The sequence below is a fragment of the Stenotrophomonas sp. YJH_SMC_8 genome (assembly GCF_059371315.1).
The window spans coordinates 284849-298697 of record NZ_JCAFUL010000004.1; the positions used below are offsets into that span (position 1 = coordinate 284849).

At 67.4% G+C, this 13849-nt stretch carries 17 protein-coding genes; 10 read left to right on the plus strand and 7 right to left on the minus strand.

The annotated features are described in order from the left end of the window. Positions 1–35 precede the first annotated feature (35 nt). Positions 36–830 (plus strand): D-alanyl-D-alanine carboxypeptidase family protein, encoded by a 795-nt coding sequence (locus tag AC5P88_RS06985; protein WP_106548947.1) that lies wholly within the window; start codon positions 36–38, stop codon positions 828–830. 6 nt (positions 831–836) lie between these two features. On the opposite strand, the gene AC5P88_RS06990 is transcribed toward AC5P88_RS06985, so the two are convergent. Then, positions 837–1430 (minus strand): TetR/AcrR family transcriptional regulator, encoded by a 594-nt coding sequence (locus tag AC5P88_RS06990; protein WP_106548936.1) that lies wholly within the window; start codon positions 1428–1430, stop codon positions 837–839. A gap of 16 nt (positions 1431–1446) precedes the next feature. After that, positions 1447–2043, minus strand: a complete 597-nt coding sequence (locus tag AC5P88_RS06995) for an NAD(P)H-dependent oxidoreductase (protein WP_495224677.1) — start codon at positions 2041–2043, stop codon at positions 1447–1449. 126 nt (positions 2044–2169) lie between these two features. Between AC5P88_RS06995 and AC5P88_RS07000 the strand changes: the two genes are divergently transcribed. Continuing rightward, entirely contained in the window at positions 2170–2703 is a 534-nt protein-coding gene (locus AC5P88_RS07000; protein WP_495224678.1) for a hypothetical protein, read from the plus strand. Positions 2704–2976: 273 nt separating this feature from the next. Here the strand turns inward: AC5P88_RS07000 and AC5P88_RS07005 are convergent, their stop codons facing one another. Then, positions 2977–3804: an isocitrate lyase/PEP mutase family protein gene (locus AC5P88_RS07005; RefSeq protein ID WP_106548939.1), complete on the minus strand. Its 828-nt coding sequence runs from the start codon at positions 3802–3804 to the stop codon at positions 2977–2979. A gap of 166 nt (positions 3805–3970) precedes the next feature. Between AC5P88_RS07005 and AC5P88_RS07010 the strand changes: the two genes are divergently transcribed. From AC5P88_RS07010 to accC, 5 genes are all read left to right on the plus strand, one after another. Beyond that, on the plus strand, positions 3971–4699 hold the full coding sequence (locus AC5P88_RS07010; protein WP_495224679.1) for a DOPA 4,5-dioxygenase family protein: 729 nt from the start codon (positions 3971–3973) through the stop codon (positions 4697–4699). 553 nt (positions 4700–5252) lie between these two features. Next, on the plus strand, positions 5253–5702 hold the full coding sequence (aroQ, locus tag AC5P88_RS07015; protein ID WP_106548941.1) for a type II 3-dehydroquinate dehydratase: 450 nt from the start codon (positions 5253–5255) through the stop codon (positions 5700–5702). Continuing rightward, the gene (locus AC5P88_RS07020) at positions 5699–6124 is read left to right on the plus strand and encodes a lysozyme inhibitor LprI family protein (protein ID WP_111112984.1); all 426 of its coding nucleotides are present in this window, start codon (positions 5699–5701) and stop codon (positions 6122–6124) included. The genes aroQ and AC5P88_RS07020 overlap by 4 nt, the downstream gene beginning before the upstream one ends. 53 nt (positions 6125–6177) lie before the next feature. After that, the gene (gene accB / locus AC5P88_RS07025) at positions 6178–6657 is read left to right on the plus strand and encodes an acetyl-CoA carboxylase biotin carboxyl carrier protein (protein WP_010481080.1); all 480 of its coding nucleotides are present in this window, start codon (positions 6178–6180) and stop codon (positions 6655–6657) included. A 10-nt stretch (positions 6658–6667) separates the two neighbouring features. Then, positions 6668–8035 carry an acetyl-CoA carboxylase biotin carboxylase subunit gene (gene accC, locus AC5P88_RS07030; protein ID WP_005411253.1) on the plus strand — a complete coding sequence of 456 codons (1368 nt, stop codon included), beginning with the start codon at positions 6668–6670 and terminating at the stop codon, positions 8033–8035. A gap of 141 nt (positions 8036–8176) precedes the next feature. Here the strand turns inward: accC and AC5P88_RS07035 are convergent, their stop codons facing one another. Continuing rightward, entirely contained in the window at positions 8177–8551 is a 375-nt protein-coding gene (locus AC5P88_RS07035; RefSeq protein ID WP_005411254.1) for a hypothetical protein, read from the minus strand. Further along, entirely contained in the window at positions 8548–9513 is a 966-nt protein-coding gene (locus tag AC5P88_RS07040; RefSeq protein ID WP_459047420.1) for a hypothetical protein, read from the minus strand. Before AC5P88_RS07040 ends, AC5P88_RS07035 begins: the two co-directional genes overlap by 4 nt. 164 nt (positions 9514–9677) lie before the next feature. Here AC5P88_RS07040 and prmA point away from each other — a divergent pair, with 164 nt between their 5' ends. The 3 genes from prmA (at position 9678) to fis (ending at position 11801) form a co-directional block, all read left to right on the plus strand. After that, positions 9678–10598: a 50S ribosomal protein L11 methyltransferase gene (gene prmA / locus AC5P88_RS07045; protein WP_071229373.1), complete on the plus strand. Its 921-nt coding sequence runs from the start codon at positions 9678–9680 to the stop codon at positions 10596–10598. A 42-nt stretch (positions 10599–10640) separates the two neighbouring features. Continuing rightward, positions 10641–11411, plus strand: a complete 771-nt coding sequence (locus AC5P88_RS07050) for a DUF3426 domain-containing protein (protein ID WP_495224680.1) — start codon at positions 10641–10643, stop codon at positions 11409–11411. Positions 11412–11525: 114 nt separating this feature from the next. Beyond that, positions 11526–11801 carry a DNA-binding transcriptional regulator Fis gene (gene fis / locus AC5P88_RS07055; protein WP_005419706.1) on the plus strand — a complete coding sequence of 92 codons (276 nt, stop codon included), beginning with the start codon at positions 11526–11528 and terminating at the stop codon, positions 11799–11801. A 417-nt stretch (positions 11802–12218) separates the two neighbouring features. Here the strand turns inward: fis and AC5P88_RS07060 are convergent, their stop codons facing one another. Continuing rightward, positions 12219–13214 (minus strand): phosphatidate cytidylyltransferase, encoded by a 996-nt coding sequence (locus AC5P88_RS07060; RefSeq protein ID WP_049446723.1) that lies wholly within the window; start codon positions 13212–13214, stop codon positions 12219–12221. After that, positions 13211–13840 (minus strand): lysophospholipid acyltransferase family protein, encoded by a 630-nt coding sequence (locus AC5P88_RS07065; RefSeq protein WP_014038692.1) that lies wholly within the window; start codon positions 13838–13840, stop codon positions 13211–13213. Before AC5P88_RS07065 ends, AC5P88_RS07060 begins: the two co-directional genes overlap by 4 nt. Positions 13841–13849: the final 9 nt, after the last annotated feature.

Sequence of the window (13849 nt, forward strand, 5' to 3'; positions counted from 1 at the left end):
CTATCCTGCAGGCCTCCTTCGCCATCGCCGCATGCATGCCGTCTCCCACCTCCGCGCGCGTCCCGCTCTCGTCCATCACCCTCGATGCGGCAACCCTCACGGTGATCCACCAGCACAACGCCGACATCGCACGACAGCCGGCGTCGCTGACCAAGCTGATGACCGCCTACGCGGCCTATGCATGCGTCGGGGAGTACGCGCACTCGTGGGACGAAACGGTCACCATCGCTGACGACGATGTGCATGCCGTGGCCGACGACGAAACGCGCATGGGGCTTGTCCCCGGAGAGACCGTCACCCTGGGACGTCTGCTGGAAGGCCTGATGATCGTCTCCGGCAATGACGCGGCATTGGCCATGGCACGTCATCTGGGCGGATCGCAGCCTGCATTCCTGGAACGCATGAACCGGCACGCGCGCCAGCTGGGCCTTCGCAGCACGTGGTTCGCCAGCGTGTCCGGCATCACCACGCCGCATCATGCGTCCAGTGCGCGTGACATGGCGGTGCTGGCCGCCTGCCTGCTGAACGATCATCCGCAGATCCTGGCGATCACCGCGCAGCGCGCGTTTGAACATGGCAGCTTCAGCCGCAACAACCAGAACGCCCTGCTGGGCGATGACGGCGTGGATGGATTGAAGACCGGCTATACCCAGGCTGCAGGCTTCTGCCTGGCGGCGACCGCGTGCCGGCCGGTACCCGGGCGTGCGCAGCCGGTGCGGCTGATCACCGTGGCCCTGGGTTCTGAAAGCCGCGAGGCACGCGATGCACGGGTACGTGAGTTGCTGGCCGACGGTTTCGCTGCGCTGGCCGGCACCGCCATCGATGCCTGAGGCCGATCAGCGGCGCTTGACCGTAGCCACGATCAGGCGCTGCAGTTCGGCTTCGGCGTCACCCTTGTCCAGCGCACCGGCAACCACAGCTTCGGACAGGGCTTCGGCTGCACCGAGAATCGCCCAACGCCCCGCCAGCGGCACCGAGCCGTCAACGGCGAACGGGCCCAGCCAGGCGTCGCAGTTGTCGATGAAGTCCTGCTGGTAGCGCCGGCGCACCTCATGCAGCTCCGGCGCGCCCACCAGCGCGGCGAGGATGCCCTGCACTTCACTGCCCTGGCTCAGGATGCAGTCGATGTAACCGGAGGCGATGGCGGCCGCACGATCAGCCAGCTGTGCCCTGGCGCGACCGATACGCTCGTGGAAGACCACCGTCTGCCGTCCGTCGTAGTCATCGTAGAGCGCGGCCAGCAGACCGTTGCGGGTCACGAAGTGGTCGTAGGCCACCGGCTTGGTCACGCCCGCCGCTTCGGCCAGCCGCCCCAGCGTCAACGCATCGGTGCCCTCCTCGCCGACCAGCGTCCACGCCACCTCCAGCAGCTGGCGGGCGCGTTGCTCTCGGGTCAGGCGGCGGCGCGTGGGAGCGACGTTGGCAGGCATCGGCGGAACACGGCGATCAGTTCATTGGAACACCGATTTTACGGCCGATTTCCACCGCGGTCTGCAGGTGAGCCTGCGCGGCGCCACTGTCGGCGTCGAGCAGCAGGTGCGATGACAATACGCGTGCACCGCAGTAGTCGAAGATGCCCATGTCGATCTGCGCCTTCATTGCGGCACCATAGCCACGCCGTTCGATCATCTCCGCGCCCGCACCACCGACGCCGACCAGGTGCACGCGCAGGCGCTGCAGCTTCTTCTGCACCTTGCCATCGGCGCCGTCCTGGTAAGCCCAGCCCTGGGTGAACACGCGATCGATCCATCCCTTCAGCAGCGCGGGGAACGACCACCAGTACAGCGGATAGACCAGCACCAGCGTGTCGGTGGCGTCCAGCCGTGCATGCTCGGCGGCCACATCGGCCGGCACCGCGCCGGTGCCACGGAACAGCGCCTGGTCCTGCGCGGTGAAGCGCGGGTCGAAGCCCTCGGCCATCAGGTCGGCGTGGGCCACGGTGTTGCCGGCATCGCTCGCAACGATGGCCTCGCCGATGCGCTGGGCGATGGCATGGGTGAGCGAACCGGGTTCGGGATGGGCGGTGACGATGAGGCTATGCATGCGGGGACGTTCCGGAATTCATTAACTACCAATGGTAAGTATCAATTCCCGGGATGCCAGCACCACCGGTGGGACGCTGTTTTCGCACCCCGTATAGTGCCGAGGTTGCCCGTGAGATGCCCGACGATGCGCCGATACCTGCTTGCTTCATTGATGTACCTGTTGCTGGCCACGACGGCACCGCCTGCCCTGGCCGGCGAGCTCACCGCGGCCGAATCGGCCGGCCTGCGCCAGGACGTACAGGCGATGTTGACCGCATTCGCCAAGGGCGATGCCGAGCTGATCATCGCCCGCACGCATCCCAGCCTGAAACATCTGGCCGGTGGCGATGAGACCTACGCCCGGTCGACCCGCGATACCGTCAAGGCATTGCACAAGGCTGGCGTCGTCATCATCAGTGACGAGGCCGGAGTGCCCGGCCGCACCTATGCCGCCGGTGACGAAGAAGTCTGCTTCGTACCGCGGCAGTCACTGCTGCGTGTGCGCGAAACCGCTATCCGCAGCACCTCGTTCATGGTCGCTGTGCGCCACGTCGGCACTTCGCAGTGGCGCTACCTTGATGGCGCCGGGCTGATCGACAATCCAGCGATGCTCCGGCAGCTGTTGCCGGCACTGGAACCGGGCGTGATCCTGCCCAAGGGCAGAGTGGAAACGCTGTAGCGCAGCTCCTCGGCGGGTGCGTAGCTTGATGCGCACCGGACGGCCTGCATCCACGCATGGCGTGGACCAACCGGCATGCGGGCGCTGCCCGCGGTGGGTGCGTAGCTTGCTGCGCACCGGGGGCTGCTCCTCGGTGGGTGCGTAGCTTGCTGCGCACCGGGGGCTGCTCCTCGGTGGGTGCGTAGCTTGCTGCGCACCGGGCATCCTGCATCCACGCATGGCGTGGATCTACCGATGGCCTCCCATCCACGCATGGCGTGGATCTACTGTCCGCTAGCGGAACAACGCGTTCAATGCCGCGCCCGAGGCCGCCTGCTGCAGGCCGTCGAAGCGGCCGTCCTGCACGATCGGCTGGGTCGCCTGCATCAGCCCACCCCACGCCGCACGCGCCAGCGCACCGCCCAGGCTGACCCGGCGCACGCCGAGTGCGGCGAAGTCCTGCAGGCTCAGCGGTGTCGGTCCACCGACCAGCAGGTTCACCGGCTTCGTTCCTGCTGCGGCAACCACCGCACGGATCTGCTCGGAGGTCGTGATGCCGGGTGCGTACAGCACATCGGCACCAGCCTCTGCGTAGGCACGCAGGCGCTGCAGGGTGTCCTGCAGATCCGGCACGCCGACGAAGAAGTTCTCGGCACGCCCGACCAGCAGCACGTCGCCGCCCGCACGGTCGATGGCCGCACGTGCCGCGCGCAGGCGCTCGACCGCCTGGTCGATCGGACGCAGCGGGGCATCGGCCACGCCGCTGGCGTCCTCGATCGACAGCGCCGCGATGCCGGTATCGATCGCCGCGGCCACCGCCTCCCCCACCGCCTGCGGCGTGGCGCCGAAGCCATCACCGAAATCGGCGTTCAATGGAAGTGCTGTCGCCGCCGCCATCAGCCTCAGGTGCTCCAAGGTGGCCTGCAGCGAGACCGCGCCGTCCGGTCGCCCTTCGCTCCAGGCGCAGCCGGCACTGGTGGTGGCCAATGCCAGGAAGCCCTGCCGCTGCAGGTAGCGCGCACTGCCCACGTCCCACGGATTGGGCAGCACGAAGCACCCCTGCGCGTGCAGCTGGCGGAAAGACGCACGCTTGTGCTGTGTGTCTGCATCGGGCGAGGTCATGGCAGGGCTCCGGGGCGGCAGACCTGCACCGTAGCCCGCCGTGCGGTCGCACTCAATGGCATCGAAGCCGGCCTTGCATGAGGTGATGCTGCCTGCTTATTGGACGCCACCGGCCACACTGCCCGAGCGTGCGTGCTTGCCCACACCTGCCGCCACGGAGCCCTTCATGCAGCCTGACCCGCATATCCTCATCGATGACGGCGACGATGACGCCCACTGGGCCGACCTGCTCTCGCCGGCACGGCGGCGCCTGATCGCCTCGGCCGGGCTGGCCGCCGGAGGCCTGGCCAGTGCCTCGACAGCCTCGGCATCGCCCCATGGCGGCGTTGCAGCGAACACCACCGAGCCCGGCCGTCCCGGCTTCCGTGCCATCGTGCCGCCGGCGCCGAAGGGGCGCAGCCCCTGGGGCCAGGCCACTGCCAGCGAACCGACCCCGCGCCCGACCAGCGTGCGCCCCGGCGAAGCCACGCTGCCCACCACCCCGCGCGCCTATACCGACATCAAGAGCTATCACGCGCATATCTACTTCGATGAAGACAGCTTCGAGAAGGCGGCCCTGCTGCGGCGCTGGGCGGCCGAACGCTTCCCGGTGGAACTGGGCAACTGGAACCTGGAGCCGCGCGGCCCGCATGTAACACCGTCGTTCTACTTCGGCTTCAACAACGACCTGCTGCCGGTGCTGGTGCCGTGGCTGCAGCTCAACAGCCTGGGGCTGACCATCCTGATCCACCCCAACACCGGCGATGGCCGCGCCGACCATCTGTACTACGCCCTGTGGGTGAACCGCGCGCAGCCGGTGAACGCCTACAACTGGCCGGTGCCCAAGCCGGGCGAGCGGGAGGCATTGGAAGAAGTGTTCCCGAACGTGGTGCCGACGGTGCCGCTGGAGACGTGACCCGCCTTCCCGGTGGGTACGTAGCTTGCTGCGGACCTTGGGCCGCCCTTCCGGTGGGTGCGTAGCTTGCTGCGCACCTTGGGCTGCCCTCCGGTGGGTGCGTAGCTTGCTGCGCACCTTGGACTACCCTTCCGGTAGGTGCGTAGCTTGCTGCGCACCTTGGGCCGCCCTTCGGTGGGTGCGTAGCTTGCTGCGCACCGAACTTCCTTCATCCACGCATGGCGTGGATCTACCGAACTGCGGCCCGTCATCCACGCATCGCGTGGATCTACCGAACTGCGGCCCATCATCCACGCATGGCGTGGATCTACCAGTGGCCCCCATCCACGCATGGCGCGGGAACCCCGACAAGGCTCCTGCCGCCATCGTCGGCCTACGTGCACGCATCCCCCGCCCGCACGGCGTTCAGCGCGCCTTGATCCGCCGCCCCACATAGGGCCACAAGCGCTTCGGCAGATTTCAAACAAACGATTGAAACGCGGCAAACTTCGCCGAACTGGACAGCATCCGCCGGTTCCGCCAGACTGCCGCCCTTTCCCGTCTTCCGGATCCCATGGCGAAGCTGCTGGTCCTGCACGGCCCCAACCTCAATCTGCTCGGCACTCGCGAGCCGGAGGTCTACGGCCACACCACGCTGGCCGACATCGACCAGGCGCTGGCCGCGCAGGCCGCCGCCGTCGGGCACACCGTGGAGAGCCTGCAGTCCAACGCCGAGCATGTGCTGGTGGATCGCGTGCAGGCGGCGCGCAACGACGGAACCGCTTTCATCCTGATCAACCCCGCCGCCTTCACCCACACCTCGGTCGCCCTGCGTGACGCGCTGGCGGCGGTGGCGCTGCCGTTCATCGAGATCCACCTGTCCAACCCGCACACCCGCGAACCGTTCCGCCAGCACAGCTATTTCAGTGACAAGGCGGTGGGCGTGGTGTGTGGTTTCGGTGCCGACAGCTATCGCTACGCGATGGATGCGGCGCTGCTGCGCGTACAGGCGGCCGTCGCGTGAAGGTGCTGCCGCACGTGCTTGCCAGCATCCTGCTGTGGGCCGGCCTGTGCGGTGCCGCCGCGGCATTCGACCGCAAGGACGAAGGCATCGACTGTGCGCATCCGACCACCACGATGGAGAGCGACCTGTGCGCCTCGGACGTGGCCGCGGCCGCAGACGCCGAACTCAATACCGTATACGCCCTGGCGCGCAAGCAACTGCGCACGCCGGCCAAAGGCGGCAGCTGCAGCTACTGCGGCGATGCCGAGCAGCAGCTTGTGCTGGCGCAGCGCGCCTGGGTGCAGCTACGCGACCACGACTGCAACGCGGTCTATGCCCTCAATTCCGATGGCACGGCACGCAACGGCGCACAGATGCGCTGCCTGATCACCCTCGCGCGCGATCGTACGCGTCAGCTGCGCGAGTTCTACGAACTGCTTTGACCCGAGCGCGCTGCGCTCCCCACCACACTGACATCAAGAGCAAAGAGGCCACCATGGATCTCCGCAAAATCAAGAAGCTGATCGACCTGCTGGAAGAGTCGAACCTGGCTGAAATCGAAATCAAGGAAGGCGAAGAGTCGGTGCGCCTGTCGCGCGCCCCGGTGGCCGGCTATGCCGCCCCGGTCGCCGCTCCGGTGTACGCCGCTCCGGCCGCCCCGGCACCGCAGGCGATGCCGATGCAGTCGCCGACCGAAGCCTCCACCGGCGGCACCGCCAAGCCGGGCCCGGCGCTGCCGGAAGGCCACGTGCTGCGCTCGCCGATGGTCGGCACCTTCTACGCTTCGTCCGCCCCGGACAAGCCGGCCTTCGTCACCGTTGGCCAGCAGGTCAAGGAAGGCGAGACCCTGGCCATCATCGAAGCAATGAAGATGTTCAACCCGATCGAGGCCGACAAGTCCGGCACCATCGTCGCCATCCTCGGCGAGAACGGCCAGCCGGTGGAATTCGACCAGCCGCTGTTCGTGATCGGCTGAGGGGCACGCCATGCTCGACAAAGTCGTCATCGCCAACCGAGGGGAAATCGCGCTGCGCATCCTGCGCGCGTGCCACACCCTCGGCATCCGCACGGTGGCCGTGCATTCCACGGTCGACCGCAACCTCAAGCACGTGGCCATGGCCGACGAGTCGGTCTGCATCGGCCCGGCGCCGTCGCCGCAGAGCTACCTCAACATCCCGGCGCTGATCGCCGCTGCTGAAGTCACCGACGCGCAGGCGATCCATCCGGGTTACGGCTTCCTGTCGGAGAACGCCGACTTCGCCGAACGCGTGGAAGAGTCCGGCTTCATCTTCATCGGCCCCAAGGCCGACACCATCCGCATGATGGGCGACAAGGTCGAAGCCATCCGCGCGATGAAGTCGGCCGGCGTGCCGTGCGTGCCCGGTTCGGGCGGCCCGCTGGGCGACGACATCGTCGCCAACACCAAGATCGCCCGTGAGATCGGTTACCCGGTCATCATCAAGGCAGCCGGTGGCGGTGGCGGTCGCGGCATGCGCGTGGTGCATGCCGAAGCCTCGTTGAAGACCTCGATCGAAACCACCAAGAGCGAGGCCAAGGCCGCGTTCGGCAATGGCGAGGTCTACATGGAGAAGTTCCTGGAGAATCCGCGCCACGTGGAAATCCAGGTGCTGGCCGACGGCCAGGGCAACGCCATCCACCTGGGTGAGCGCGACTGCTCGATGCAGCGCCGCCACCAGAAGGTGGTGGAAGAAGCCCCGGCACCGGGCATCACCGCCGAACAGCGCGAGCAGATCGGCAAGGTCTGCACCGAAGCCTGCGTGCGCATCGGCTACCGCGGCGCCGGCACCTTCGAGTTCCTGTACGAGGACGGCCGCTTCTACTTCATCGAGATGAACACCCGCATCCAGGTGGAGCATCCGGTCACCGAAATGGTCACCGGCATCGACCTGGTGGCCGAGCAGCTGAAGATCGCCGCCGGCCAGAAGCTGTCGATCAAGCAGAGCGACGTGGTGCTGACCGGCCACGCGATCGAGTGCCGCATCAACGCCGAAGACGCCGAGACCTTCGTGCCGAGCCCGGGCACCATCACCGGCTTCCATCCGCCGGGCGGCCCTGGCGTGCGCGTGGACACCCACATCTACAGTGGCTACCGCGTGCCGTCGAACTACGACTCGATGATCGGCAAGCTGATCGTGCACGGCCCGGACCGCGAAACCGCCATCGCCCGCATGCGGGTGGCGCTGAGCGAGATGGTGGTCGACGGCATCAAGACCAACATCGCCCTGCAGCAGCGGATCATGCGCGACAAGGGCTTCCAGGCCGGTGGCCAGAACATCCATTACCTGGAAAAGCGCCTTGCCGAGCGCAAGAACAAGCCGATCGCACTGACCTGATCGGCAGCAGGTGCTGGACATGAAAAGGGCGGGGATATCCCCGCCCTTTTCGCGTTCTTGCGGTAGCGCCGGGCCATGCCCGGCGGCTTTCCATTGCGACCGTCCACCCGCCGGGCATGGCCCGGCGCTACCGGTGTGGCATCAGCGCTTGTCGGCAGCTTCGGCCGGGATCTGCGAATTCGCCAGCGGGCGAACACCATTGGGCGAGCTCGGGTCGACGATCACCATCGTCTCGGTGGACCCATCGGGCCACACCACCTGGAAGGTACTGCCTGCCGGCAACGAAGCAAACGGCATGCCGCTCTGCGCGCGATAGACCGCAGCGACCTGGCTGGCACCCACGCGGCGCACATCTTCCTGCGCCTTCACCGTGGTCAGTTCCACTTTTGACAGATGCCGGTAACGATCCTCATAGGTGTCGATCATCAACAGCCCGACCGCGCCGGCCGAATAGGCCACGAACAGCGCCACCCAGAACCAGAACTTGGCTCCATGCAGGAATCGACGGTAGTTCATTGCCCACCCCTCTTTCCAACCAATCGCTTGATCCACTGCTTCATTTTCCCCGCACCTTGCCGCGAAACCGCAGCGTCATACACGAAATCCCGGAAATCCTGCGTCCCATCCTGCGAACAGATCCCTCCATTCGCACAAAAACTGTTGACCAGCACACTGTCGGCACCACACGGTAGACCGAGCTCGCAGGCCGCAACCCGCCATGCCAGTTCACTGAGCTGTTCTCCCGCCACCAGGCCAGTGAGCGCCTGGTCCCCCGCCGCGCGCACGCCCATGGCCGGTGCAATGGCCATGAAGGCCTCCGGATCGCGTGATGTACGCACCCGCTCGACCAGGTCACGGCGGTACTCGGGGCTGTCATGCAGCGGCTCGCCTTCGGCAAACAGCGATGCTTCCGCTGCGAGGTTGCCCTGAGTGGCCGCCTTGCGACGCTCGGCCAGCACCAGCGCAGACCCCAGCTTGTCGCCCGGCACGAAGCCGCCACAGCGCTGCGCCACGCGCTCGCGCGCCTGCACCATCGCCGGTGCAGCGGTCAGGCCCAGCCCGGCCAGCACATTGTTGTCCAACCGATAACCGCCCGGATCGATGGCGTACTGCGCGCAGTAGTCGTAGACCCGGCTGAGCATCCAGCGGGCTTCGTGGTTGCCGTCGTCGGCCTGCACGCGCAGGCGTTGCGCGTAGGCGTACAGATCGGTCGCATCCTCGATGTCCGCGCGCAGGTCCAGCGGCAGGCCCGAAGGCAGCGCGTTGCCGCGCTCGAACGCCGCCAGGCGACGCGCCAACGCTTCCGGCACAACCGGCAGGGGCGCCGCATCGTCCGCCGCAACCCGCGCCGTCGGCAACTCGCCTGCGGTCACCGGCACCGATCCGGCATGGCCGCTGGCCCGATACCCGGCCACGCCCAGCACTGCCACCGCCGGCAGCACGAGCAACCAGGTTTTCAGGGTCGGAGCAAAGGCCATTGGCGGCAGTGAGCGTTCACGGCGCACAGGAAAGCACCAAGTTTAACAAGGCCCGACAGGCCTGTCTGAACCGGTTCCGTTCATCTCCGAGCGGCATCTCAGGCAATACGGAGACGCTCCGATGGTCTAGCATGGCCCCCTTTCCCGCGATTGCCCCCACCGCCATGCCGTTCCTGGAACTGACCCTGCGTTGCACCGAAGCCACCCAGCCCCGCTATGAGAATGCGCTGGAGGACGTCGGCGCACTGGCCGTCACGCTGCTTGATGCCGAGGCCGATACCAGCAACGAACAGGCCATCCTCGAGCCGGGCGTGGGCGAGACCCCGCTGTGGGACACCCTGGTGCTGAGCGCGCTGTTCCCGGCCGACAGCAATGCGCTGCTGCTGTTGGCCGCACTGGAGTCCTTCGACCCGGAGCTGGACTGGAGCAGCGGCAGCTTCCGCGCGGTCGAGGACGAAGACTGGGAACGCGCCTGGCTGGACCAGTTCCAGCCGATGGATTTCGGCAGCCGTACCTGGATCGTGCCGTGGAACCATGAACTGCCGGAGGCCGCACAGGCGGCCGACGCCGCCGTGGTGCGGCTGGACCCGGGCCTGGCGTTCGGCTCGGGCACCCACCCGACCACCGCGCTCTGCCTGCGCTGGCTGGACCAGCTGGCCGTGGACGGCTTGCTGCAGGGCCAGCGCGTGCTCGACTTCGGCTGCGGCTCCGGCATCCTTGCGCTTGCCGCGCTGAAGCTGGGCGCCGCTGAGGCCATCGGCGTGGACAACGATCCGCAGGCCCTGGTCGCCACCGCCGACAATGCCGAGCGCAACGGCGAGCAGGCGCGCATGCACGTCTACCTGCCGCAGGACGAACCAGTCGCCACCTACCCGATCGTCGTCGCCAACATCCTTGCCTCGGCACTGGACGCGTTGGCCGAGCTGCTGGCCGCGCGCGTCGCTGCCGGTGGCCGCATTGCCCTGTCCGGCATCCTGCACGGCCAGGAAGGTGAACTGCTGCAGCGCTATGCCGCATGGTTCGATGACCTGCAGGCCACCCAGGATGGCGACTGGATGCGCATCACCGGCGTGCGCCGCGCCTGATCGTGGTTGAATGACTGCTGGATCCGAGCCCGCACCCTGAGCATGTCCGAGCCGAACCCACCGCGACGCCCCCTGGCGACCTTCCTGCGCACCGCGCCGGAAGGTGAGCCTGTGCCTGCGACCGATGCGCGCACGCAGGCCCCGGACGAACACGCGCCGCCTGCCATGCAGGTGCCAACCGGGCCTGCCGAAGCGGCGCATGTGGCGGCGGCAGAGATGCGGCACGACGATGCGCCTGTCATCGTTGATGAAACTGCGGCCGTCGCGCCGGCACCGGTTGCAGCGCCGGCAACGGTGGCTGCCGCTGATGCGCCGAGTTTCCTTGGCAGTGCGCGTCCCCGCAACCTGCCGGCACCCCGCTGGCACTGGCTGCTGGTTGCGGGGCTGGCGCTGCTGCTGCTGCTGCAGAGCGTGCTTGCCGACCGTGCACGACTGGCCGCCGACGCCGGCAACCGTGCATGGCTGGGCACGCTCTGCGGCGTCCTGCACTGCAGCCTGCCGGCCTGGCACGAACCCACCGCTTTCACCATGACCAGCCGCGAGATCCGGCCGCTGCCCGGGCAGGACGGTGTGCTGCAGGTCCAGGCCAGCATCCGCAACGACGCACGCTGGGCACAGGCCTGGCCGGACCTGCGCCTGTCACTGTCCGATGCTGATGGCCGGGTGATCGGCAGCGGTGTGTTCACGCCTGCGCAGTACCTGGGCGAGAACCCCGGTGCGGCCCTGCTGGAACCGGGCCAGAGCGCGCGCGTTGCCTTCCGTGTACAGGAGCCCGCCGCATCCACCGTCGCATTCACCTTCGACTTCCTCTGACCGTGAAAAGGCGACCGGCCGTGGCAGGCCGCGCACGCTCGCGCTAGACTGGCCGCCACCACCTCGTCCGGCCGCGCGCCCCGCGCGCACGGGCCAACCGAATCGGGAACCCCCTTGAACGCTGTCCTTTCTCGTCCTGACAACAGTCGTGGCGCTCCCCGGCCACCGCTGCGTGAACATGTCGCCCAGTCCGTGCGCCGTTACCTGCGTGACCTCGATGGCTGCGACGCGGACGATGTCTACGAGATCGTACTGCGCGAGATGGAAATTCCGCTGTTCGTGGAAGTGCTCAACCACTGCGAAGGCAACCAGAGCCGCGCTGCGGCGATGCTGGGCATCCACCGCGCCACCCTGCGCAAGAAGCTGAAGGAATACGGCATCAGCGCGTAAGCGCAGCCCGCCGGGCATGGCCCGGCGCTACCGATGCCGGGCCCACCCGGTTCCGGTGGATCCACGCCATGCGTGGATGAAGGCCCGGCGGGATCAACCGCCCTCGCCCGTAGATCCACGCCATGCGTGGATGAAGGCCCAGCGGGATCAGCCGCCCCCGCTCGTAGATCCACGCCATGCGTGGATGGAAGCCCGGCGGAATCAACCGCCCCCGCCCGTAGATCCACGCCATGCGTGGATGAAAGCCCGGCGGGATCAACCGCCCTCGCCCGTAGATCCACGCCATGCGTGGATGAAGGCCCAGCGGGATCAGCCGCCCCCGCCCGTAGATCCATGCCATGCGTGGATGGAAGCCCGGCGGAATCAACCGCCCCCGCCCGTAGATCCACGCCATGCGTGGATGAAGGCCCAGCGCAGTCAGCCTCCCCCGCCCGCCTTCCAGTAATACCGCACCACATGGAAGAACACCGGTGCGGCGAAGCACACCGAATCCAGCCGGTCGAGCATGCCGCCATGGCCCTCGATCATGTGCCCCCAGTCCTTGATGCCACGGTCGCGCTTGATCGCCGACATCACCAGGCCGCCCCAGAACCCCATCAGGTTGATCAGCAGCGACAGGCCGAACGCCTGCAGCGGCGTAAACGGGGTGATCCACCACAGCGCCGCGCCCAGCGCGCTGGCACTCAGCACGCCGCCGACGAAGCCCTCCACCGTCTTCGACGGCGACAGCTTCGGCGCGATCAGGTGCTTGCCCAGCAGCTTGCCCCAGATGTACTGCAGCACGTCCGAGGACTGCACCACGATCACCAGGAAAGCAAACAGCAGCACGTTGCGCGACGGGTCATGCCCGGGCACGTGCAGGTTCAGCAGCAGCGGTACGTGCGAGATGCAGAACACGCAGATCATCAGCCCCCACTGCACCTTCGCCGTGCGCTCCAGGTAGTGCGTGGTGTCGCCGCCGATGGTCGACAGGATCGGCAGGAACAGGAACGCATAGACCGGAATCAGCAGCGTGTACATGCCGTACCAGTCGATCCACACCAGGTAGTACTGCCACGGCAGCACGATGTAGAACGCGGCCAGCAACGCGTAGTAGTCACCCGAGCGCGTCGGTGCCAGGGTGATGAACTCACGCAGCGCGAACAGCGAGATGATCGCGAACAGCACGATTACCCCGGCACGGCCGAAGAACAGCGCCAGCCCGACCACGATCGCCATCACCCACCACGCGCGGATGCGCGACACCAGGTTGGCGATCACGGCGCTGGGCCGGCCGCGCTGGCGCCATCGCAGCGTTTCGGCCACCAGCGTGGCCAGCACCAGCACCGCGCCGACGCCGGCGAACAGCAGGCCGGTCTGCTGACCGACACTCTGCGTTGCCAGATCGCCAGATACATCCAACACGAAACTCATGCACGACCTCCATTCGGCGCCAGGTCCAGCAGCGCCTGCCGGCTGCGGGCCAGGAAGGCGGCCTTGTCCTCGTCGGCCTGCAACCGCAACGGCGTACCGAAGGTGGCCGTGCACAACAAGGGCAGCGGAAGGAACCGGCCCTTCGGCATCACCCGCTTCAGGTTGTCGATCCACACCGGTACGAATTCCAGCTCCGGGCGTTGCCGTGCCAGGTGATAGATGCCGCTCTTGAACGGCAGCAGCGGCTCATCGCCCACGTTGCGGGTGCCTTCCGGGAACAGGATCAGCGAGCAGTCTTCGTCCACCGCGTCGCGCAGCACCTGTAGAGGATCCTGCTGGCGATGGCCGGCCTCGCGCTCGACCAGCACGCCGTTGAACACCGCATCGATCAGGTAGCGACGCAGGCCGTCGCGCTGCCAGTATTCGGCGGCAGCGACTGGCCGCACCTGGCGCCGCAATGCAGGCGGCATCGACGACCAGATCAGCACGAAGTCACCATGGCTGGCGTGGTTGCCGTAGTACACGCGGCGCTCGCTGGACGGCGCGCAACCGATCCACAGCGCGCGTGCACCGGTTACTACATGGATCGCACCACTGCAGGCGCGGGCAATCAGTTCGGCGAACATTGGTCCCTC